Annotated in this window: 11 protein-coding genes and 2 tRNA genes; 5 read left to right on the forward strand and 8 right to left on the reverse strand. The window is 71.5% G+C overall.

All coding sequences use genetic code 11. The features are described 5' to 3' along the window. Positions 1 to 6 precede the first annotated feature (6 nt). Entirely contained in the window at positions 7 to 2,412 is a 2,406-nt protein-coding gene (lon, locus tag I5071_RS30575) for an endopeptidase La (RefSeq protein ID WP_236516793.1), read from the reverse strand. 271 nt (positions 2,413 to 2,683) lie between these two features. On the opposite strand from lon, the gene I5071_RS30580 reads away from it, so the two are divergent. Further along, positions 2,684 to 2,908, forward strand: coding sequence for a hypothetical protein (locus I5071_RS30580; protein ID WP_236516794.1), 225 nt, complete (start codon positions 2,684 to 2,686; stop codon positions 2,906 to 2,908). Between the two features lie 31 nt (positions 2,909 to 2,939). Further along, positions 2,940 to 4,133, forward strand: a complete 1,194-nt coding sequence (locus I5071_RS30585; protein ID WP_236516795.1) for a TIGR04552 family protein — start codon at positions 2,940 to 2,942, stop codon at positions 4,131 to 4,133. Positions 4,134 to 4,137: 4 nt separating this feature from the next. On the opposite strand, the gene I5071_RS30590 is transcribed toward I5071_RS30585, so the two are convergent. Together I5071_RS30590 and I5071_RS30595 are read right to left on the reverse strand one after the other, a co-directional pair. Then, on the reverse strand, positions 4,138 to 12,048 hold the full coding sequence (locus I5071_RS30590) for a SpvB/TcaC N-terminal domain-containing protein (RefSeq protein WP_236516796.1): 7,911 nt from the start codon (positions 12,046 to 12,048) through the stop codon (positions 4,138 to 4,140). A 108-nt stretch (positions 12,049 to 12,156) separates the two neighbouring features. Then, on the reverse strand, positions 12,157 to 14,883 hold the full coding sequence (locus I5071_RS30595; RefSeq protein ID WP_236516797.1) for a serine/threonine-protein kinase: 2,727 nt from the start codon (positions 14,881 to 14,883) through the stop codon (positions 12,157 to 12,159). A gap of 369 nt (positions 14,884 to 15,252) precedes the next feature. On the opposite strand from I5071_RS30595, the gene I5071_RS30600 reads away from it, so the two are divergent. Beyond that, the gene (locus tag I5071_RS30600) at positions 15,253 to 16,686 is read left to right on the forward strand and encodes an ATP-binding protein (protein ID WP_236516798.1); all 1,434 of its coding nucleotides are present in this window, start codon (positions 15,253 to 15,255) and stop codon (positions 16,684 to 16,686) included. 74 nt (positions 16,687 to 16,760) lie between these two features. Then, positions 16,761 to 18,086, forward strand: coding sequence for a right-handed parallel beta-helix repeat-containing protein (locus I5071_RS30605; RefSeq protein ID WP_236516799.1), 1,326 nt, complete (start codon positions 16,761 to 16,763; stop codon positions 18,084 to 18,086). Between the two features lie 16 nt (positions 18,087 to 18,102). On the opposite strand, the gene I5071_RS30610 is transcribed toward I5071_RS30605, so the two are convergent. Beyond that, positions 18,103 to 18,993 carry a hypothetical protein gene (locus I5071_RS30610; RefSeq protein ID WP_236516800.1) on the reverse strand — a complete coding sequence of 297 codons (891 nt, stop codon included), beginning with the start codon at positions 18,991 to 18,993 and terminating at the stop codon, positions 18,103 to 18,105. Positions 18,994 to 19,086: 93 nt separating this feature from the next. Here I5071_RS30610 and I5071_RS30615 point away from each other — a divergent pair, with 93 nt between their 5' ends. After that, positions 19,087 to 20,856: a serine/threonine-protein kinase gene (locus I5071_RS30615; RefSeq protein WP_236516801.1), complete on the forward strand. Its 1,770-nt coding sequence runs from the start codon at positions 19,087 to 19,089 to the stop codon at positions 20,854 to 20,856. Here the strand turns inward: I5071_RS30615 and tadA are convergent. The 4 genes from tadA to I5071_RS30635 form a co-directional block, all read right to left on the reverse strand. Further along, complete coding sequence (gene tadA / locus I5071_RS30620; RefSeq protein ID WP_329611089.1) at positions 20,835 to 21,404, reverse strand: tRNA adenosine(34) deaminase TadA; 570 nt, start codon at positions 21,402 to 21,404, stop codon at positions 20,835 to 20,837. The two genes, I5071_RS30615 and tadA, sit on opposite strands and share 22 nt — an antisense overlap. A 17-nt stretch (positions 21,405 to 21,421) precedes the next feature. After that, a tRNA-Ser gene (locus I5071_RS30625) sits at positions 21,422 to 21,508 on the reverse strand. A gap of 182 nt (positions 21,509 to 21,690) precedes the next feature. Further along, positions 21,691 to 21,777 (reverse strand) — tRNA-Ser (locus I5071_RS30630). Between the two features lie 31 nt (positions 21,778 to 21,808). After that, positions 21,809 to 22,378 (reverse strand): hypothetical protein, encoded by a 570-nt coding sequence (locus tag I5071_RS30635; RefSeq protein WP_236516802.1) that lies wholly within the window; start codon positions 22,376 to 22,378, stop codon positions 21,809 to 21,811. Between the last annotated feature and the right edge of the window lie 12 nt (positions 22,379 to 22,390).

A 22,390-nucleotide genomic window follows, 5' to 3' on the forward strand; every position in this document is an offset into this window, starting at 1 on the left:
GCTTCGTCAGCTCGCGGTCGCGACTTCCTGCGGACCCTGCGACGCCGGCGGTGCAGGCGGTCGCGGCGACCCGTCGCCCGGCGGCAGCTCGAGGACCAGCGAGAGCACCTCGTCGACCCTCGACACGAGGTGCACCACGAGGTCCTTCCGGATCGTCTCCGGCACCTCGTCGAGATCCGCCTCGTTGCGCTTCGGGAGCAGCACGTGCTTCAGCCCGGCGCGGTGCGCCGCGAGGCACTTCTCCTTGATCCCGGTCACCGGGAGCACGTGTCCGCGCAGCGTGATCTCGCCGCTCATGCCCACGTCGGGCCGTACCTTGAGCTGGGTGAGCATCGACGCGATCGCGACGAAGATCGCGATGCCGCCGCTCGGCCCGTCCTTCGGGATCCCGCCGCCCGGCAGGTGCAGGTGCACGTCGATCTTCGAGAGGAAGTCGGGCGCCAGACCGAGCTGCTCGGCGCGCGCGCGGATGTACGTGAACGCCGCGGCGATCGACTCCTGCATCACGTCGCCGACCTTGCCGGTGACGCGGATGTTGCCGGTGCCCGGCATCTGCGAGGCCTCGACGATCATCAGCTCGCCGCCCGCCGGAGTCCACGCGAGCCCGGTCGCGACGCCCGCGTGCCCGAGCTTCTCCGCAATCTGCTTGTCGTAGCGCGGCGGCCCGAGGACCTTCTCGACGTACGCGCCGTCCGCGAGCTGCGCGACGTCCTCGCCCTCCGCGAGCCGCACCGCGACGTGGCGGCACACCGACGCGATCGTCTGCTCGAGACGACGCACGCCCGCTTCGCGCGTGTACTCGTCGACGAGCCGATCGATCGCCTCGTCGCTGAAGTCGAGGCGCTCGGGCGAGAGGCCGTGCTCCTCGAGCTGCTTCGGGATCAGGAAGTTCTTCGCGATCGCCTGCTTCTCGTCGCGCGTGTAGCCCGCGAGCTCGATGAGCTCCATGCGGTCGAGCAGCGGCCGCGGGATCGTGTCCTTGCGGTTCGCGGTCGCGATGAAGAGCACCGGCGAGAGATCGACCGGCACCTCGAGGTAGTGATCGGTGAACGTGTTGTTCTGCTCGGGGTCGAGCACCTCGAGCAGCGCGCTCGCGGGATCGCCGCGCCCATCGCTGCCGAGCTTGTCGATCTCGTCGAGCAGCATCACCGGGTTGCGCGCGCCCGCGTTCTTCAGGCCCGCGACGAAGCGCCCGGGGTACGCGCCGACGTAGGTCCGGCGATGCCCGCGGATCTCCGCCTCGTCCTGCACGCCGCCGAGCGCGACGCGCACGAAGTTGCGCCCGGTCGCGCGCGCGATCGACTTCGCGAGCGACGTCTTGCCCACGCCGGGCGGACCGACGAAGCAGAGGATCGGCCCGCGGATGTCGCTCTTGAGGCGCCGCACCGCGATGTACTCGACGATGCGCCGCTTGATGCGCTCGAGCCCGTGGTGGTCCTCGTCGAGCACGCGCCGCGCTTCCGCGACGTCGAGGCGATCCGCGGTGGTCTTGCTCCACGGCAGATCGGCGAGCCACTCCACGTAGTTGCGGCAAACCTGGTACTCCGCGCCGTTCGGCGACATCGAGCGCATGCGCGAGAGCTGCTTGCGCGCCGCCTTCTCCGCGTCGTTCGGCATGTGCGCGCGCGCGATGCGCTCGCGGAGCGTCTCGATCTCGTCGTCGTCCTCGGCCTCGCCGAGCTCGCGGCGGATCGTCTTCATCTGCTGGCGGAGGAGGAACTCGCGCTGCGAGCGCGACATCTCCTCCTGCACCATCGTCGAGATCTCCTTCTTGACGCGGTAGACCTGGGACTGCCGCGAGACGAGCTCGGCGACCTTCCGGAGGCGCTCGCGCACGTCGAGGATCTGCAGGATCTGCTGCTTCTGCTGGGTCGAGACCGGCAGGTTCGTCGCGACGAGATCGGCGAGCGCGCCCGCGTCGCTCACGTTGTCGAGCTGGAGCGCGTGCTCGCGCGACTGGTGCGGCAGCAGCTCTCCGAGCTTGCGCGCCGACTCGCGCAGCGCGGCGCCGAGCGCGTCGATCTCGGTGTCGCGGATCGGCGCCTCGTGGATGCGCTGCACCCGCGCCCGCATGTACGGCACGCGACCCTGGGGCTCGAGGATGCGCATGCGCGCGATGCCCTGGAGCACGACCGAGTAGTTGCCCGAGCTGAGCCGGATGACCTTCAGCACGCGCGCGACGGTGCCGAGCTCGTAGACTTGCTCGAACTCGGGATCCTCGACGTCGGCGACGAGCTGGGCGACCACGCCGATCGTCGGCCGGTCACGCCCGAAGCTCTCCTCGATCAGCTTCACCGAGCGCGCGCGCCCCACGTTGACCGGGACGACCGAGGCCGGGAACAGCACCGAGTTGCGCAGCGGCAGGATGGGAAGGATCTCGGGGCCTTCCGGGGGCGGGATCGTCGCGCTCATAGGGTCCTCACTACCTGCACGTCGCCGCTGGGGATTGCAAGCCCTGGGCAGGCCGCGCGCCGTGCGTTCCTGCCCACGATCACGGTGCGAAGCGCGCCATCCGATCGGGTGTGGCGCGCCCTGGTGTTCCCGGCCGGGGGGTCGGCCGGTTCCGTCTTGGCAGCCGGGAGGCCCTCTGTTAGAAACTGGACCGCCTCGGGGGGCTGTCGGACATTCGCTTACATCTGCTTGCTTCGATGAACGTACGAACCGGACGCTCCTGGAGGTGACGATGACCGCGACCCGCAGCACGAAGATCTTGCCGATTGCGCTCGCGCTCGCTGCCGCCCCACTCCTCGGTGGCTGCAACGGCGCCCTGATCGGCAACCTCGTGGTGCTCGCCGTCACCGTCGGGATCTTCTTCGGGACCCTGGGCCTCGGCCGCGCCGGGAACGCCGCCCGCTCGGCTGCTTCGAGCACCGCGGATCGCTCGAGCGCGCAGCAGCCGCGTTCCTGACCCCTTCCTGCTGCTAGTATCCGCCCCCGGGATGAGCATCCCGCCGCCGGCGCCACCCTCCGACTTCCGCTGGCTCTCCGATCTGCGTCTCGCAGAGCTCGAGAGCATCCGGCTGATCCTCCGTGGTGCGTCGGTCATCGACTGGCAGCGCCTGGAGCTCGCGACGGAAGCGCAGGTGCGCGAGTTCCTCGCGGTGCAGGAGTTCGATCTCGACGACCCTGCGAGCCGGGCGCGCACCGAGGCAGTGAAGAACGCCGCGATCGCGTACCTGCGGCGCAACTTCGACTTCCCGATCCCGAAGCCGGTCGCGCAGATGGACGCGGCCGAGCTGCTCCTGCTCGCGTCGGCGCGCGGTCATCGCCAGCTCTGCGCCTGCACGATCTTGAAGGTGATGCACATCATCCATCACCTCGAGGCGCGCGAGCTGCTCTACATGCTGCCGATCTCCGACCAGGACGTGTTCCACCTGGTCGAGCAGAAGGTCTATCGCGTGATCGGCGGGATGCTCGCGGCCGGCCTGCCGATCCTCGAGTTCATCGGCGGGCGCAAGAACCGCGACTCGCTCTACTCGAAGCTGCTCTCCAAGAAGGAGACGCACGCCGCGCAGATCTACGACAAGCTGCGCTTCCGCATCGTCACGCGATCGCCGGACGACATCTTCCCGGTGCTCTCGCACCTGACGCGGTACCTCTTCCCGTTCAACTACGTGGTGCCGGGGCAGACCACGAACACGATGTTCGATCTGCGGAAGTACTGCGCCTCGAGCCCGCACCTCGCGGGGCTCGCGCGCGACCTGCAGCCGCTGGTGGGCGAGCCCGACGACGACGGGCTGCTGGTCGACAACCAGTTCACGAGCTCGTCGTACCGGGTCGTGCACTTCGTCGTCGACATGCCGGTGAGGCTCCCGCAGGAGATCCTCGACCTCGCGCCGCCCGCGGCATGGGCGCTCGGCCGCGTGGTGTTCGCGCAGGCGGAGTTCCAGGTCATCGATCGCGAGACCGAGCACGCGAACGAGATGGGCGACGCGTCGCACGACGCGTACAAGGATCGTCAGAAGGCGGCGGTCATGCGGCGGCTGAAGCTCGGCAACGTGCGGCCGATGGTCGCGCCGGTGCCGGTGCCCGCGCCCGCGAAGCTGCCGGAGAAGCGACCTGCCGCGGCGCGCGAGCGCGGGTCGAGGCCGCCGAGCAGCGCGGCCCCGACGCCGAAGCGCAAGCGCAAGTAGCGGCTCACCACCTCCACTTGTCGAACGGGTTCTCGCTCGGCTGCCAGTTCGACTCCATCTCGCCGTTCTCGACGGCGTCGTCGTACGAGTCCCCGGTCATGCCCTCGTACATCGCGCGATCCATGTCGTCGAGCATGCGCGAGCCGTAGTAGTTGCCGAGCTCCTGCGCGGCCCACATGCCGTCGAGCACCACCGACGACGCGCCCATCGTCCAGTAGTCGGCCGCGCGATATTTCACGCAGTCGGCGTCCTCGCAGGCATCGAGGCTCTGCAGGTAGTCGACGCCGCTGACGACCTGCAGGACCGGCCCCGCGGCGCGAGAGACGCGCAGCCCGCGTCGTGCCCACCGGGCCCATCTCGAGCCGCCGGCGCCGCGGATCACGCGCGCCTGCGGCAGCAGTGAGCTCCCGCCGCCGCTCGCGCTGCTCGCCGACGACGAGGCACGCCGCGTCGCGCGCCGGAAGAGGCCTCCTTCACCGACGGCGAGCGTGTTCGATCCGAGGCGCCGCACGATCTCGTCGTGCGTCGCGCGACGCATGTGCGCGCCACCGAACTTGTAGTCGATCGGGATGACCTTCCCGTGCGCGCTGATCTTGCCGGCGCGGATCCGCCGGACGTCTGCGTCGGAGACGAAGTCGTCGACCACCAGCACGTCGACCGTGCGGTAGGTGCCGCGCGTGCTGCCGCCGGGCAGACGCATCACGTGCTCGGGCCCGACGCCGTGCGCGACGACCACGCCGTTGGCGTCGATGATCGCCTCGGTGATCAGCCGCGGATTGTTCGCGACGCGCCCGGGGAGATCGGTCTGCAGGATCTTGTGCAGGCGCGTTCCGGTCGCCGACGTGCCGTCGTATGCGGCGCCCTCGATCTCCGCCCAGTCCGCGACGGCCTGCACGATCTCGTCGACCTCGTCGGCGCTGTCGAGCCCGACCGGATCGCGCGCCTGGAGCAGGCTGCCGCGCACGTAGTGGTAGTTGTTGAGCGCTTCGCCGCCGCCTTCGGCGTGGATCTGCAGGGGGTCCGGCGTCGCCCACCGGCCCAGCCTCGGCATGAGGAAGCGCATGCCGAAGTACACGAGGCCGACCTCCTCGTCGGCCTCCTTGCCGGTGAAGCCCATCGGCTCGAGCGGCAGGTCCCCGCGATCGCTCGTGCGCACCGTCTCGCGCGCGCCGTTCGGGTAGTACGTGCTCGCCTCGACGAGCTCGCCGCTGGCGAGATCGATCACCGCGCTGCTCGTGCCGAGCAGATCGGGGATCGCGAGCGTGATGCGATGATCGGCGTCGAGACCGGACGCGATGGCGCCGTCCTGCCAGACCACGCGCGCGCCGCCGACGAGGTACTGCGTCTCGGTGCCCTCGGTCGCCGCGTACGTGTCGGGCCCGCGCGCGAGACCACGACGCTCGTAGTCGCCGGGATAGGGCCAGATCGCGTAGCGGGCCTGCCCGAGCGTGTCGCGCACCTCCTTCACGGTGCGCTCCTGCGCGCCGTCGAACGCGTAACGGAGGTGGGCCGCGAGCGACCACGATCCCGCGCCCGCGCGATCGTAGCGACGCGCGTCGACGATCTGGCTCAGCTCGTCGTGGCGATACTGATAGTGCTGCTCGACTCCGCAGGAGCACGCGCTGCGCAGCGCGTCGCGGCGCGACTGCACCGAGCCTCCGGCGTCGATGCACACCGCGAGCGCGCTCGCATCGCGACACTGCCCGTGCACCGTGACCGCAGTGACGTTGCCCGAGTCGCCGTAGTCGACCTCGAGCCATCCGCCGCGATCGGCGCTCGCGTCGTACGGGTGCGGGCTCGTCGTGATGCTCGCCGCGAGACGGATCGCGCTCGGCCGGTCGCCCGCTTCGTCGATGCCGTTGCTGATTCGATCGAGCGAGCGCTCGTGGAACGCGTGCTGGTCGTCGCTCCACTCGACGGTGTTGCCGAGGAAGTCGTGGTCCCAGGTCAGGCTCACCACGCGCGAGTCGAGCGCGCCCGCGACGCTCGGCGCGGGGAGCTCGCGCATCGGGTCCGCGCCCTCGAGCGCGCGCAGCGCGTCGCGGTAGTCGGTCGCGGCGTCCTCGGCGCCGCTCGCGTCGTCGGCTCGGTACGAGTACTCGGCGTCGATCACGCGATAGAGCGCGTCGTGACGGAGGCGCACGCTCTGGGGGCGGAACCCGTCGGGCCACTCGCGCCCGACGCGCCCGTCGGTGATCGCGAGCAGGTTGTCGACCGCGTCCCAGTCGAACGTCTGGTCGTGCACGACCGAGACCTCCGCGAGCGCGCGCGCGGCGCTGGGCGCTCTGGTCGGCGCGCGCACCACCGAGACGCGCCGCGGGCGCCGGCGGCGGTCGTAGATCGTCTCGCTCACCGTCGGCGCGCGCGTGCCGCCCGCGTCGTCTCCCCAGATCGTCTCGAGCAGGCGTCCACCGGCGTCGTAGGTCGCCTGCGTGATGATGGCGCGCTCGGTGGCGCCGATGCGGAGCGCGACCGCGCTCGGCAGCCCGCGCACGTCGTACTCGATGCGCCCGCCGATCGGCCCGCGCGCGTCGTCGAGATCGGGATCGTCGGGGAGCGTGCGCGACATCGGGCGCCCGCCGTGATCGTGGCGCGACTCCGCGACGTAGGTGTGGGCCGCGTCGAAGGCGCGCAGCGGAGGCGTCGCGAGCGGCGCGCTCGCGATCACGCTCGGGAGCGCGCCGTCGAGCGTGCTCGGCGCGGGCTCCGCCTCGGGCAGCAGCGCCATCTGACGTGCGCTCCAGGTCGCGAGCCCTCGCGCGTCGTAGGCCACGACGGAGCGCGCACCGCGATCGACGGTCGCGGTGACGAGGCCGCGCGCGGCGCCGGCCCACGACGGCGGAGCGAGCGCACCGATCGCCCACGCGGGGTACGCGTCGTAGTGGGCCCGCACCTCGACGCGCTGCGGCGCCGCGATCGGATCGAGCGCGATCGCGCCCGCGGGCACCGTCTCGTTGCTCCGATCGCGCCAGGGCTCGGCCTCGCCGCACGAGACGTAGTCCTCGCCCAGCAGGCGCCCGCCGCGGTCGTAGTAGAAGTTCTGTCCGCACCCGCGCGGGTCGCGCACCGCGACGAGATCGCCGACGCGGTTGTAGAGGTAGCGCCACGAGCGGTTCGCCTCGGTGGTGCCCGCGCGGCGCGCGTCGGTGTCGCGATCGGTCGACGCGATCCGCCGCCCCGCGGAGTCGACTGCGAACGTGCGCGTCACGTGGCGCCCCGGGAGCACCTGCGCGCGCGCGAGGGGCAGCGGGGTGCGATCGGGGGTCTGCGCGCGCTCGATCGCGAGCACCGCGCCGTCGGCGCGGCGCGTCAACCAGAGCCGGTACGTCTCGAAGGGCGCGCCTTCGCTGCGCCGCTGCCGGAGGATCGTGTCGACGGTGCGGCCGTGTCCGTCGCTGCGAATCGTGGTGCACGCGCCGTACGCGAAGTGCTCGGGGTCGACGTGGTTCGGATCGCAGACGTTCACGACGAGCGCGCCGTACGTGGTCCAGGTGCGCTCGCCCCACGTGCCGCCGAGCGGGAGCGACCAACGCACGCGACCGAACGCGTCGTAGCCCGTCTGCGACTCGCCCTCTTCGCCGGTCCGCGCGAGCACCTGCGCGACCGTCGGCTCCGCGACGCCGAGGAACGCCGCGTCCCACGAGCGCGCGGGCTGGCCCTGCGGCGTGAGCGAGACGAGCCCGGTGCGAACCCACGCGTGCGGCGCGTCGGCGCGCGAGAGCACCGCGCGCTCGCGGCCGAGCCCGTCGACGTACGAGCGCGACACCAACGCGCCCGCCCCGAGCGCGGCGCGACAGCCCACCTCTTGGATGCTCTCGAGCACGCTGATCGGGCTGCCCAGCGGATCGGTGGTGAGCCGATAGTGATTGCGCACCTGCGGGCGCGCATCGCCCTCGCAGCCGCGCACGTCGGGCGGGCGCACCCAGGTGACGCGGCCGAAGCCGTCGTAGCCCGCGTCGGCGATGCGCCCCGCGGGATCGATCACCTGGGTCGCGACGCCGAGCCCGCGATCGATCGCCACGCGCGAGAGCATCATCCCCGTGAACCCGCTCGCGTCGCGATCCGTGTAGATGCGCTCGCTCGCGAGGACGTGCGCGTACGCGTCGTCGTACTCCGCGAGCGAGAAGCGCAGGCACGTGCTCTGGCTGACCTCGATCTGCCCGCCCTCGCAGGTGTACGTGACGTTGCCCCACGCGTCGTAGCGCAGCGTCGTCTGCAGCGTCTGCGCGCTCTGGGTGAACGACTGCGAGCCGTCCGCGTCGCCCGCGAATTCGTAGGCGCGCGGGATGGTCACGCTCGAGTACGTGCGCGTCGGGAGCACCGAGCCGCGCTCGTAGAGCTGCGCGGTGTGCCCGAGCCGCTCGCTCGAGCCGTGCCCGCTCGTCCAGGTCTCGCTGGTGCGCCAGATCCAGCGCTCGGGTTCGAGCAGCATCGGGATCGTGTGGGTGACGATCTCCTCCGCGCCGAGCGGTTCGCCGTACTCGCTGCGCACGCGTCCCCACGCGGTCCGCTCGATCACGTGACCGATGTGATCGACGCGGTCGGTCGTGCTCGCGGTGATCGCGTAGAAGCCGGCGCTCCGCAGCCATACCGGCTCGCTCCAGCCCGGGTGGTCGACGTCCGCGACGACCTCACCGTCCGCGACGATCTCGCGCGCGACCACCGGGTAGTCGTCTCCGTCGCTTCCCCCGGCGAAGGGCGCGCGCGTGCCGGGCGCGGCGGGCGTCCACGTGGTGGACGTGTCGTAGAGGATGGTGTCGGTGCGCGCGGGGAACGCCCAGGTGACCTCGCGACCGTCGAGCCCGACCAGCAGGCGCCGCACGCGATGGCTGGTGTGCACGGTCGAGAGGAAGCGTCCGCTCGACTCCTCCCACGTCTCGCCGAGGTAGGTCGCGCCCTTCAGCGCCTCCCACGGGTTCTCGGCGCGTCGATCGCCCGCGATCGATCGGGGGCGACGCCCCTGGTGCATGCGCGTGCGCGCGATCGAGGTCGGCTGCGACGCATCGCCGACGGTGCGCAGGTCGGTGGCGCCGAAGCCGCGGAGCTCCTGCTCGATGCCTTCGTAGTACCCGTCGTGATAGGCGTACTCGGCGCGCGAGACCTGCGCGGGCACGCCGAGCACGTCGAGGCGATCGCTGGTCGTGGTCGCGCGCACGACCGTCGTCACCACCGGCGTCCCGGTCGATCGCACGACGCACTCGCCGCTCGCTCCGAGCACGCGCGCGTCGCATCCACCGTCGTCGCGCCCCTGCCACAGGAAGCGCTCGCATCCCGGCCCGCTGCAGCCCTCGGCGGCGGCGAGATCGCGCAGGTAGTCCTCGGCCGTCGTCCCGTACTCGAAGCGCGTGAGCGCGCCGAGCCCGGCCTCGACCTCGCGCAGCAGGCGATGACGTCGACCGCCCATCGGGTCGACCCACTCCCAGCGGCGCGCGCTCGCGAAGAGCACGTCCACCGTGCCGCTCCCGTCGACGTCGACGAGGCGCACGACGCGATCGAGATCGCGATTCCAGCGCAGCCCTTCGATCGTCGCGGGGCGCGAGAACGCGCGCCCGCCCATGTTGAACCACACGTCGAGCACGCCCTGCCCGACGCGCACGAGATCGCTCGCGCCGTCCCCATCGACGTCGGCGAGATACGTCGCGTCGAACGCCGCGCCGAGATCGCGCGGCGCGCGCATCTCGATCCAGCGCGCGCCCGCGATGCCCGCGGGGCAGTCGCCCTCCCCTTCGCCGAACCGGCCCCACCCGCGGTTCGGCAGCCACACGACGGCCCCGGGCGACAGGCGCACCACGTCCTCGAGGCCATCGCCGTTCATGTCGGCGAGGCGCACCTCGGGATCGTCGAACGAGAGCGCACCGGCCGCGACGGGCAGGCACGACTCGATCGGATCCTGCGAGAGCACCCAGCGCGTGCCGTCGTGGTTGGCGGATCCGAAGAGCCCTTCGCCGCCCAGCACGTACCCGAGGTTGAGCCACGTCTGGATCGCATCGCCGCTGGTGCGCACCACGTCGACGAGCGAGTCGTCGTTCACGTCCATCACGCGGATGCGCTCACCGTCGCGCCCGAGGTCGATGCGCGGATCGAGCGCGTCGTCCGGGAGCTCGACCGGAAGGTGCGCGAAGCGCCAGCCCTGCGCGGCGGGCGACGTCTGCGCGCCCGACGCGCGCACCGGCGCGAAGTAGCCGTAGCTGCGCACGCGCGGCATGTGGAGCAGGTCGCTCCGCCCGTCGCCGTCGACGTCCATCGGGACGACGTTCGGGTTCGACAGCTGCATCACACCGGCGAGACCGTTCGGCGCGGCGACGGCGATCGCCGACGAGAACGTGCCCGCCGACGCCGGTCGTGCGCTCGCGCCCGCAAAGCCGTTGAAGTAGACGCCCACCGCGGGCGCGCCGTCGGCGGTGCGGAAGCGGCCGGGCTCGGTGACGATCAGGTCGGGCAGTCCGTCGCTGTTCACGTCGAAGAGATCGGAGCGCAGATCGCCGACGCCGTGCGCGGGGCTCGACGCGCCCTGACGGCGCGTGGAATCGAGCGCGGGGAAGCCGTCGACGCCGCGCGCGAGCGCGTCGTCGCCGGTGTAGCGCAGCCGCATCGGAGGGAGCGTCGGCCCGACGATCGCGTCGCCCAGCGACGACTCCGCGATCAGCTGAGCGACCTGCACGCCGTAGCTCGGGTGCGTCGACTCGGGGCGGCCCTCGATCGTCACCGACGCGAGCTGCGAGTGGTACGAGCGCGGGTCGTACGCGAGGTGGACGCGCCGGACCAGGTAGCGCGAGCCGACGCTGGTGCTCGCCGCGCTCACCTCGATCCGGCGAATGCGACGCGCCGACTCGATGCGCCAACCGGTGCGGTACGAGACGGTCGCGTCGGGACGCGCCTCGTACACGATGCGGACGCGCACGCCGTAGTCCGAGAGCGGCGCGCTGCAGCGACGGCGCGACACCGCGTCGCTCCCCGAGGCCGCGCAGCTCGCGGGCGAGACGTAGTAGACCGCGCTCAGATCGCGCGCCTCGCCCTCGTACACGTAGTAGACGGTCGAGCCGTGCACGTCGGTGGTGCGAGTGAGCCCCCACGACGCGATGCGCTGTCCGTCGGGGCTCCGCAGGAGCGCGTGCTCGGAGGACGCGATCGCTTCGCTCGGTCCTTCGCCCGCAGGCAGGAGCCCGAGGTCGTATCGCGTGCCGTCGGGCGCCTGCACGACCCAGCGCGTCGCGTCGGGCGCGCGGAAGAAGCGCATGAACGAGCCCTCGACCTGTGCGCGGTACTGCTGCCATCCCGCGAGCTCGGCAGGGATGCGTCCGCCGTCGAGCTGCGCCGCGTCGTCGGAGTCGACCGGGACGAGCTCGTGGCTCCCGGCGTAGACGAACCGATCCTCACCGGGATGCCAGCGCGGACGATCGTCGTAGCGCGGCAGACCGCGATCCGACTGTCGCGAGATCGCCGCGACCGAGAGCGCCCAACCGTACCCCGCCTCGCCGCTCCGGCCGCCCGACGAGTAGCCCAGCGCGAGCGGAGGCGCGGTCCCGTTGCGCCCGGGCGGCAGCGCGATCGGCAAGGTGAACGACAGCGCGCCGGTCACCAGCGACGCGGAGAACGACTCACCGAGCCCCTCGATCGATCCCTCGCCGTCGGGCAGCGAGATGCGCGAAGGCGCGACCGCGCTGCGATCGCCCCCGGTCGGCAGCGAGGTCGGCTCGGCCTCGGCGATCTCGGTCTCGCCGTGGACCTCGAGCTCGTCCCGCAGCGCCTCGCGCGCTTCGTCGGGGACGAGGTCGCCTCGGTCGAGCAGCTCGGATGGATCGAGCGACTCGACCTCGAGGGCGCGGCTCTCGAGCTCGACGTCCTGCGCGCGCGCTGCCGGGCCGAGAGCGAGCCAGAGCGCGATCGAGAGAGCGGACGCGGCGGTCTTGCGCATGCGCGCCGGCCCTTGGCAACGCGCGTTCCGCGCGCGGCGCCGCGGTGTTCGGCGAGACGACGCGTGCCCGCGCGCGTGCCGCCCGCGGGCACGCGCGCGGTCGATCGATCAGAGCTGGCGGACGATGCGCACCGTCTCACCGGCGGGCACGTCGACCGTCACCTCGTGCATGCGCCCGTCGTTCGTGCGCAGCCCGATGCGGTGCGATCCCGCGGGCACCTCCATGCGGCGCACCGGCGTGTTCTGCCCGGTGTCGCGCCCGTCGATGAACACGCGCGCCCAGGGCAGGGTCTGGATCATCAGGTAGCCACGCTCGCGCGACGAGCTGCGACGCTCGCTCGACGACGCGCTGGCGCTCGAGCTCGACGACGTGCGCGGCGTCTCCTCGCTCGACGAGCGCGACCGCGATGTGCTGCTGCTCGACGTGGTCGCGACGGGGCGCGTCCCACTCGAGCTCGACCCCTCGGTGCGTCCACTGGACGACGACGTCCTCGTCGTCTCGCGCGGCGAGGTCGTCGGTGCGGTCGCCACCGGCGTGGGCGGCGGCGGCGTGGGCGCCACCACAGGCGGCGGAGGCGTCGGCGCGACCGGCGGAGGCGTCGGCGCGACCGCCACTTCGGTCGGCGGCGGGGTGGGCATCGGAGGCGGCGCGACCACCGCCGGCGGCGGCACCGGGGCAGCAGGAGGCACGACCGCGGGCGCGATCGGAGGCGGCACCGCCGCGATCGGCGGCGCGCTGCCGGGCATCAGCGGGATGAGCAGCATCGCCGTCGTCCCGTCGCTCACCGGGACGGCCTGGGTCGCCGGCTGGAACCCGTCGGCGCGCACCTCGATCAGGTGATCGCCGGCCGGAACGTGATCGAGCCGCAGCGGCGCGCGGCCGCGCGGCGTGCCGTCGACGAGCACGCTCGCGCCCGCATCCGCCGGGTTCGTGCGGATCTCGATCGTGCCGCCCGCCGGCCCGGTGCCGAACACCAGGAACACCGCGAGCGACGCCGCGAGCGCGACGAACACGAACGCGCCGAGCCCGACGAAGAGCGCGACGCGGCTCCTCCGCGGCGCGACGACCGGCGAGCGGAGCTCGAGCGTCTCCTGCGCGGCCGAGCGCGGGCGCATCCCGGGATCGAGCGCATCCGGCCCAGGCTGCGCGAAGGCGGGCGGCGGTGCCGCGCCGAACGCCGGCGGCGCTGCGAACCCCGGCGCCGGACCGGTCTGCGGCATCGGCATCGGCTGCGCCATCGGCATGGGCATCGGCTGCCCCATCGGCATCGGCTGCCCCATCGGCATCGGCTGGCCGTAGGGCGACGCGTGCACGACCGTCGCCTGCTGGCCTCCGACCGCCATCGGCGGCGCGCCGTAGTCCATCAGCGGCGCGGTCGTCGGACGCTCTTCGGGCGGCACGCTCGGCCCGCGCTGCATCGGCGCGGGCATCGCAGGCGGCGGGCTCGCGATCGGCATCCCAGCCGGCTGGTGCACGTGCACCGAGGGCGACACCACGACGCCCGACGGCGCGCCCATCGACGGCGTCGCGGGCTTCGCGCTCTCGTCGAGCTCGTCCGAGCTGAAGAAGATCTGCGTCGGCGCGCCCTGCAGCTCCTCGCCGCCGCCGTCGCTCAGCTCGTCGAACGGCGACGACGAGATCATCGTCGACTCCGACTGCAGCTCGCCCGGATCGTCGTCCTCGGCCACCGGCGGCGGCACGACCGGCGCACCGATCGCGACCGGCGGAGGCAGCGGACGCGCAGGCGGCGGCGGCGCCGGCGGACGACGCACCGCCGGGTTGTCCGGCGACGTGCTCGCCATCGCATCCTTCGCCGCAGCCTGGCCCGGCGCGCTCGGGCGGTTCGGCGGCGGCGGCGGCACGCTCGCCGGCTTCGCGATCTTCGCGAACCCGTCGAGGCGCCCCTTCTCCTTCGTCATCTCGGGCGCGAACGCGGTGCGCATCCACGCCGCGAGCTTGCTCGTGCCGAAGGGCGGCTTCTCGCGCGCCACGAACATCTGCAGCGCCTCGTGCATCTCGCCCGCGCTCTGCCAGCGCTGCTCGGGCTCGCGCGCGAGCGCCTTGAGCAGGATCTGCTCGAGCTCCGCGGGCATGTCCGGCACCGTCTGCGACGGCGGGATCACGTCCGCGTTGCGCACCTTCTCGAGCGTCGAGAAGTCGCTCTCGCCGACGAACAGACGCTCGCCCGTGAGCATCTCGTGGAGGCACGTGCCGACCGCGAACACGTCGCTGCGGTGATCGACGCCCGCGCCCTTCACCTGCTCCGGGCTCATGTAGCCGAACTTGCCCTTCAGCACGCCGGCCTGCGTCTTCGTGTTGCGCGCCGCCGCCTTCGCGATGCCGAAGTCGATCATCTTCACCTGGCCCTCGTACGAGACCAGGCAGTTCTGCGGCGACACGTCGCGATGGATGATGTTGAGCGGCCGCCCGTGGCGGTCCCTCTTGCGATGCGCGAAGTCGAGGCCTTCGCACATCTTGCTCGCGATCCACGCAGCCATCACCGGCGGCATGTGCCTCCGCATGCGGCGGAAGCGATTCATGATCTGGAGCAGATCCTTGCCCCAGACGTACTCCATCGCGATGTAGTGGGATTCCCCGATTTTCCCGAGCTCGTAGATCGGGACGATGTTCGCGTGCGTCAGGTGCCCCGCGATCTTCGCCTCGTCGATGAACATCTGGATGAAGTCCTCATCCTCCGCCATCGTCGGGAGAATCCGCTTGATCGCGATGATCTTCTCGAAGCCCTCGATGCCGAACGACTTCGCCGTGTAGACCTCGGCCATGCCGCCGACGGCGATCCGATCGAGCAAGAGGTACTTGCCGAAGGGGATCACACGATCGCCAGAGCGACCGCCTGGGGCGTTGGGTCGCTGTAGGCTGTTACCCCCACTGCCACCCCCGTTGGGGCCTACGTTCCCCATGCGCGAGAACCTCCAGCTGGCTGATGGTGCCGGCTTCAGACCCCGCGATCAACGAGGTCCATAGGTGATCACAAAAGATTGGTGAGGCGTCGTGTGCGACGCTCCCACGAATCGGGGCCTTCAGCCCCGGGCTCGAACACCTCGTCTCCCCAGGCGTCGCGCGTGCGCAACGCACCCACGGGTCACGAGATGGGCGCGGAGCATCGGCGCGTTCGATTCCCACGTCAAGCGGGGGGTGCCTTGCCCAAGCGAGCCCTCGCACGCCAGCATCCGAGGGCCTGCATGGCGCGCAGCGCGTGGTTCGAGATCGCCGAGGAGGGATGGGCGCGGCTCAGCGCGGCGCGCCCGCTGGGGCGGCTCTTGCTCGAGGCGGTGCAGAACGCGTTCGACGCCGACGCCGCGAACGTCGCGATCGAGGTCGAGCGCGACCGCGTGGTGATCGAGGACGACGCACGCGCCGGGATCGCCGACGAGCGCCTCGTCTACACGCTGTTCCTCTCCGACAAGCCGCGGGACCCGACGCGCCGCGGGCGCATGGGACGCGGCCTCAAGGAGCTGCTCGCGGCGGCGGAGCGCGCGCGGGTCGAGACGATCGGCACGACGATCGTCTTCGACGGCGAGGGGCGTCGCACCGAGACGAACACGAGGGAGAGCGGCACGCGGCTCGAGCTCTTCCGCGTGATCGGCGACGAGGAGCGCGAGGCCGCGCTCGATCTGCTGCGCCTCTCGATCCCGCCGCGCGGCACCAGCCTGCGAGTCGCGGGGCGCCTGGTGCGGCGGCCGCGCAGCGTGCTCGCGCTCGCCGACTGCGAGCTCGAGACGGTGGTGATCGACGAGGGCGTGGAGCGCGCGGCGATGCGCCCGACGCGCGTCGCGATCTACACCCCGAGGCGCGGCGAGGCCCCGAGCCTCTTCGAGATGGGCGTGCCGGTGCAGCCGTGGAACGTGCCGTGGCACGTCGACGTCGCGCAGCGCGTCCCGCTCGGCGAAGGACGCGACGCGGCCCCCGAGCGCTTCGTGCTCGCGCTCAAGGCGACGTTGCTCGAGGCGATGGTGCACAGCTACCTCGATCGCCGCGATCTGCGCGCCGACTGGGTGCAGGACGTGATCGCGCGATGGCCGGTGAAGGCGGGCCTGCTCGACGCGTACGTGAGCAAGGTGTTCCCGCGCGGCAGCGTGCTCGGCGGCACCTCGCGCGCGAACGATCGCGCCAAGCAGCTCGGCGCGCACATCGTCGACGCGCGCACGATCTCGCACGGCGCGTGGCTCGCCCTCGCGCGCGTGCTCGAGACGAGCGACGACTACGTGCGCCGCCGATCGAGCGAGTTCGGCGGCGACGAGGTCGAGCCCGACGAGACCCAACGTCGCTTCGCCGAGGCGGTGCGCTGGCTCGCGCGGCGCGTCGCGGGGAGCGTGGTCCGGGTGCGCTTCTTCGCGCGCGATCCCAGCGACGCGGGCTTGCTCGAGGACGCGGTGACCGACGTCGACGCGCGCGCGATCTCGTTCAACGTGAAGGGCCCGCTGCGCTTCGACGACGTGCTCGATCCCGGCACGATCGGCGTGGTGCTGCACGAGCTCGCGCACCTCGCGTCGGTGGAGCACGACCATCGCTTCATCGATCGCCTGCAGCTGCTCGCGGGCATGCTCGCGAAGCTGCTCGCCGAGGGCGGCCCCGAGCTCGCGCGCGCGCTCAGGCGCGGCGATCCCGAGCGCTGATCCGCTTTGGCGCGAGGCCTCGCCGGCGTCTAGAGTGGGCCGCAGCGGCGCCCAACGTCGCACGGAGGTCGGACATGACAGCGTCGAAGTGGTCCACAGCGCTCGCCGTTTTGATGGTGTCCGCGATCGATCCAGGAGCTGCCGCGGCGCAGGCGTCGTGCAGTGCGCCGGACGCATGCTTCATCGACGGCGCGTGCCACACCGGCCGGGTGTGCTGCGACAGTCAGCCTTGGTACGACGCCTGGATCGTGCGCGAGTTCCTGGCTCCGACGGCGGACGACACCGTGGACATGATGTGCGACGTCGAGTTCGAGTACGTCGAGGCGCTCGCGGCCCATCGCGGGCTCTCGTTCGACGGCCCCGTGCTGAAGTCGTTCGTGTTCGCCGGCTCGCAGGACTCGAATCTGACGCTCGATTGCGGCGACGATCCGACGCACCCCATCGGCGCGCTCGGAAATCAGGTGATCATCAACGTCGACACGGTGCGGACCCCGCTCACGCCGACGTGTGGCGCGGCTTGGGATGGCGTCGAAGCGCAGGTCTGGGATCGCCCCGAGGGAGTCACGATCCGCAACTGCACGCTCTACGGTCGGATCCGGATCCGCGGCATGATTCACGCCGTGAAGGAAGGTGGCACTCAGTGCGACGTGCTCGAGTCCTCACGCCGACAGGGCCACGTCGATCGCATCCGCGCCGCAGCGCCGACACGCACGACCATCGAGAACGTCACGTTCCGTGGCGAGGGCATGATTCCCCTCTACGTCAATCCCGGAGTCACGTACACGCAGGTGATCGGCTCGCATTTCTACGGCAGCTCTGGGGACGTCGCGATCTATCTGGACGCGGAGTCGTCGCACAACGTGATCCGCGACTCGGTGATCGACACGGCGACCGGCAACGGCCGTGAGCAGATCGCGATCGATGGCTCTTCGTACAACCACATCCACGACAACTGGATCGGTGACCTGCAGCGGGGTGGGATCTTCGTCTATCGGAACTGCGGGGAAGACGGGATGGTTCGGATCTCCGAGCCGAGCCACAACGTCATCGTGTGGAACATCTTTCCTTATCTGCACTCCGACACCGATGATCCCGCCGTCTACCTCGGTGGCCGCCACGATGACTGGGATACGGACAACTACTGCAACGAAGACGAGGGTGTCGCGCTCTGGGGCAGCTCGATCGATGATCGCCAGTTCGCCCGCCACAACATCGTTGCGTACAACCAGGTCTGGAATCGAAGTCCGACCGAGATGATCCGGGCGTGGAACGACGCATCGAACACGCCGAACTACGTGTATGCGAACTCGACGTGTGATTGCGACTTCACGACGATGTCGTGCGGTCTGATCTGTCAGCCGCCGCTCGCGCCTGCGCTCATCGTCGCGACGGTGCTCTGAGCTCGGGCTCGCGCGCTCACCGCGTTCGCTTCACGAGCGCGATCGCGCCGGTCTCGCGATCGATGTGCACGCGGGGAGCGCGCGCGAAGCCGGAGTGCGGCACGCTCCCGGTCCATCCGCGCTCGGTCTCGCGCACGCGCACCTGGGCGCGGGCGTCGAACGTGCGCGGCGTGCCGTACGACGCGAGCCGCTCCAGGTACTCGGCCGTCTCGATCGCCCCGGTCTCGCGGGCGACCTTCGCCCATCGCACGTAGCGCGGCGCGAACGCGGCCAGCGACTCGTCGGGCCCGGCGTACTGCGGCGCGACCACGACCGCGCACGCCGCGTCGCGCGCGGCGTGCGCGACGATCGCGCGCGCGTAGTCGCGCTTCTCGGCGTCCGGCTCGGCGGCGCCGCGCAGCAGCGGCTCGATGTACTCCGGCTCGAAGAGGAAGAGATCCTCGTCCTGCTCCATCAGGTACCACCGGCGCGTACGCACCCATCGCGCGACGAGCGAGGGAGGAAATCGCTCGTAGCTGCGCGAGCCGGGCCCGACGGTCTTCACGCCCGGGTGGTAGAGCAACGTCGGGCGGACGAGCTTCGCGCCGGCGAGCGCATCCCAGACGCGATCCATCTCGCGATCGACGTCGCGCGGATCGGCGTTCTCGATCCCGGTGAGGCGCTGCCATCGCGAGCCACGGAGATGACCGCGCAGGTGCGCCACGATCAGCGCCACCGCGACCAGGTGACGACGCTCGGCGAGCGGTCCGTGGAGGCGCGCGAGCAACGTCTCGATCCCCGCCGATCCCCCGGGCAGCGCCCCTTCGAGCCAGCGACAGAGCGTCCGCACGTCGCGCCGAGGCGTGGGCTGCGCGCGCCAGGTGTCGCGGGGGAGCGAGATGTCCAACGTCGGACGGGATCGCGCCATCGACGCGAGCCTACGCGCGGCGCCCGCTACAATGCGCGCCGGGTGACGCTCGAGAGCGATGAATTCCCGGCGACCGGAAGGTATGTTCGCCCCGTGAACGCGGCGGGCGCGCCCGAATGGCTCGGACCCTATCGCCTCGTCGAGCGACTGGGGCAGGGCGGCATGGCCGTCGTGTACCGCGCCGAACGAACGGGCGACGCCGGCTTCAAGAAGAAGGTCGCGATCAAGCGGATGCTGCCGCAGTACCGGCGCGATCCCTCGCTGCTCGAGCGCTTCGCCGCGGAGGCGCGCACCAACGCGCGGCTCGATCATCCGAACCTCGTGCAGGTGCTCGACTTCGGGATCGATCCCGAGCCCTACCTCGTGCTCGAGTTCGTCGAGGGCGTGACCCTCGGCGCGGTGATGCAGCGCCTCGCCGAGCGCAACGAGATGCTCGACATCGCGGCGGTCGCGTACATCGGCGCGGAGGCCGCGAGCGGGCTCGATCACGCGCACCGCAAGAAGGGCGACGACGGCACGCCGCTCGGCATCGTGCATCGCGACGTGAGCCCGCAGAACGTGCTGCTCAGCAACGAAGGCACGGTGAAGGTCAGCGACTTCGGGCTCGTGAAGGCCGCCGACAACGTGCTCAAGACGCAGAGCGGCGTGACGATCGGGAAGATGAGCTACATGGCGCCCGAGCAGGCGCAGGGGGTCGACGTCGACGCGCGCGCCGACGTGTTCGCGCTGGGCGTGACGATCTGGGAGATGCTCACGATCCGCTCGCTGATCCCCCCCGACGATCCCCAGGTCGCGGCGAACCTGCTGCGCAGCGGCGACTTCCCGCCGCCCTCGCGGTTCAACCCCGAGGTCCCGCCGCGTCTCGAGAAGATCGTGATGCAGTGCCTCGCGATCGACCCCGCGGTGCGCACTCCGTCGGCGCAGCAGCTCGCGCAGGATCTCCGCGAGCTCTTGCACGAGCGCGCGGCGGGCTACGGACGACAGCAGCTCGCGCGCTTCCTCCAGTGGCTCTTCCCGGAGAAGGGCTGGGAGCTGCCCGAGCCCGAGCGTCCTCCTGCACAACCCTCGGCCGACGAGCGCGCGAGCTTCGTGCCGCCTACGCCGGTCGCGCTCGCGGTCGCGCGCGCCGAGGCCGATGCCGCGGCGATGCCCATCGAGGTCGCGCCTCCTCCTCCGACGTCGCCCGCCGCGCCGAGCGGCTCGCTGCCGATCGTCGGCGGGAGCTCCGCGTCGCACGCCCGCGTGAAGGCACCGCTCTCCGCGCTCGCGCTCTCGGCGATGGTCGGCGCGTCCGCGGTGATCGTCCTGCTCGCGATCGCCGGCGTGGGCTGGCTCGTGGTGCGTCACGCGAGCCGATCGCTCCCGCCCGAGCCCGCGAGCACCGCGCCTCCGCTGCAGCCGCTCGGCGCGGGCGTCACGATCGAGTCCCCGACGCCCGGCGTGCGCCTGTTCCTCGGACCGCGCGAGCTCGGTGCGCCGCCGCTGCGCCTCACGCCCGAGCAGCTCACGGGCGAACCGCTCGTCGCGCTCGCGCCGCGCCATCAGCCGCTGGTCATCCGCGCCGAGCGGTTGGTCGAGCTCACGCGCATCGTCGGTCGTGTGCACACGATCGATCTCGAGCCCTCGCAGCGTCCCGACTGGATGGTCTACGTGCGCTACGACGGACAGGGCACCGCACACCTGCCCGAGGGCGACGAGCTCGGCCCGGTGCCCGGCGTGGTGCGGGTGCGGACGCGGCGCGATCTCCCGACGCCCGAGGCGATCGTGATCTTCGACGAGAGCGGTGATCACGCGACGTCGGTCTCGCTCGAGGGGTGCGAGGCCGACAAGGTCTGCGTGCTCTATCCGCCCTCGGGCTCCTGATCGCGCTGCGGCTTCGGAGGCGGGGGCGGCACGTCGGGCGTCGTCCCGGCGCGCGCGGCGCGGCGGGCCGCACGGATGCGGCCGAAGAAGTCGGTGAGCAGCGCGCCGCACTCGCCGCCGAGCACCTGCGGCACGAGCACGAAGCGGTGGTTCAGCCGGGGATCGCTGCCGATCGTGTAGAGCGTCGTGGTCGCGCCCGCCTTCGGATCGTCGGCGCCATAGACCACGCGCGCCACGCGCGCGTTCACGAGCGCGCCGGCGCACATCGGGCAGGGCTCGAGCGTCACGTACGCGGTCGCGTGCTCGAGGCGCCAGCTCCCGATCGTCGTCGCGGCCTGGCGCAGCGCGATCATCTCGGCGTGGGCAGTCGGGTCCTGCGTGGTCTCGCGCAGGTTGTGCCCGCGCCCGACGACCGTGCCGTCGATCACGATCACGCAGCCGACCGGGACCTCGCCCTTCGCTTCGGCGAGACGTGCCTCGGCGATCGCCTCGCGCATGAACGAGGCATCGACGTCGGAGCACGGAATCACGTCGCCGGAGTCGCTCATCGGCGCGGTAGGAAGAACGGAGAGGGCGGGATTCGAACCCGCGGTACTGTCTCCAGTACACACGATTTCCAATCGTGCACCTTCGACCACTCGGTCACCTCTCCCGGAATCGCTTGCAAAGAACCTCGAGCTCTCGAGGCCATCGCGCGACCACCAGGGAGACCGCGCGCCGCACCGGCGCAATGCATCAGCGCCAGATACGCAAAGCGCGGCCCCTCATCTCTCGACAGAGGGCCGCGCCCGGAGCTCGCTCCCGCACCGACTCACGTGCGGTGCGGCGTTACAGCGGAGAGCGTGGGATTCGAACCCACGGTACCCTCACGGGCACACCTGATTTCGAATCAGGCGCCTTCGACCACTCGGCCAGCTCTCCGCCGGCGGTTGTAGCGCGAGGTCGAACGCTGTCAACGAATTCGACGACGTCGAATCAACATCGTGATCACGAGGGCAATTGCGGCCGCGATCGGCGCGTCGGAGCGCGCGACGATCGCGCATCCCGCGCACCCTCCGCTCCGAGGCGGCAGCGTCTGCGGACGCTGCTCCGAGGTCTCGTCGTCCTCGATGTCGACCGGGATGACGCCCGATCCCAGAGAGAGACGCTCGTCGTCGGCGTCCTCCATCGCGCGGGTGCCGCCGCAGAGAGACGCGGTCCACTCACCGTTCACACGCTCTGCGAGCACGAGGTACGAGCGGCCGACCTCGAACGGGACGCCACACGCCGCGGACTGCGACGCGGTGCGCACCTCGACGTGCTCGGCGTTCGCCTCGCGCCAGGTCTGCACGACGTCGAGCCGCACGCGCACGTGCATCTCGCCCGCGGGCTCGATCGACGCGACGCGCCCTTCGAAGATGGCGTCGGCCTCGGCGGCGAGCTGCTCGAAGGGTGTCTCCACACACGAGCATGCGTGGGCGCGTGACACCGCTCCGAGGATGCAGGTCGAGGCGATCAGCCCCGCGATCCAGAGTCGAATCATCGCGGCGCAGCA

Origin of the sequence: Sandaracinus amylolyticus (assembly GCF_021631985.1) — a bacterium.
GTDB classification, from domain to species: domain Bacteria; phylum Myxococcota_A; class Polyangia; order Polyangiales; family Sandaracinaceae; genus Sandaracinus; species Sandaracinus amylolyticus_A.

Coding starts and splice junctions, on each gene's coding strand:
- I5071_RS30600 (WP_236516798.1), top strand. CDS start 15,253: ATGGCGCGCAGCGCGTGGTTCGAGATCGCCGAGGAGGGATGGGCGCGG.
- tadA (WP_329611089.1), bottom strand. CDS start 21,404: ATGAGCGACTCCGGCGACGTGATTCCGTGCTCCGACGTCGATGCCTCG.
- I5071_RS30635 (WP_236516802.1), bottom strand. CDS start 22,378: ATGATTCGACTCTGGATCGCGGGGCTGATCGCCTCGACCTGCATCCTC.
- I5071_RS30580 (WP_236516794.1), top strand. CDS start 2,684: ATGACCGCGACCCGCAGCACGAAGATCTTGCCGATTGCGCTCGCGCTC.
- I5071_RS30585 (WP_236516795.1), top strand. CDS start 2,940: ATGAGCATCCCGCCGCCGGCGCCACCCTCCGACTTCCGCTGGCTCTCC.
- lon (WP_236516793.1), bottom strand. CDS start 2,412: ATGAGCGCGACGATCCCGCCCCCGGAAGGCCCCGAGATCCTTCCCATC.
- I5071_RS30605 (WP_236516799.1), top strand. CDS start 16,761: ATGACAGCGTCGAAGTGGTCCACAGCGCTCGCCGTTTTGATGGTGTCC.
- I5071_RS30590 (WP_236516796.1), bottom strand. CDS start 12,048: ATGCGCAAGACCGCCGCGTCCGCTCTCTCGATCGCGCTCTGGCTCGCT.
- I5071_RS30610 (WP_236516800.1), bottom strand. CDS start 18,993: ATGGCGCGATCCCGTCCGACGTTGGACATCTCGCTCCCCCGCGACACC.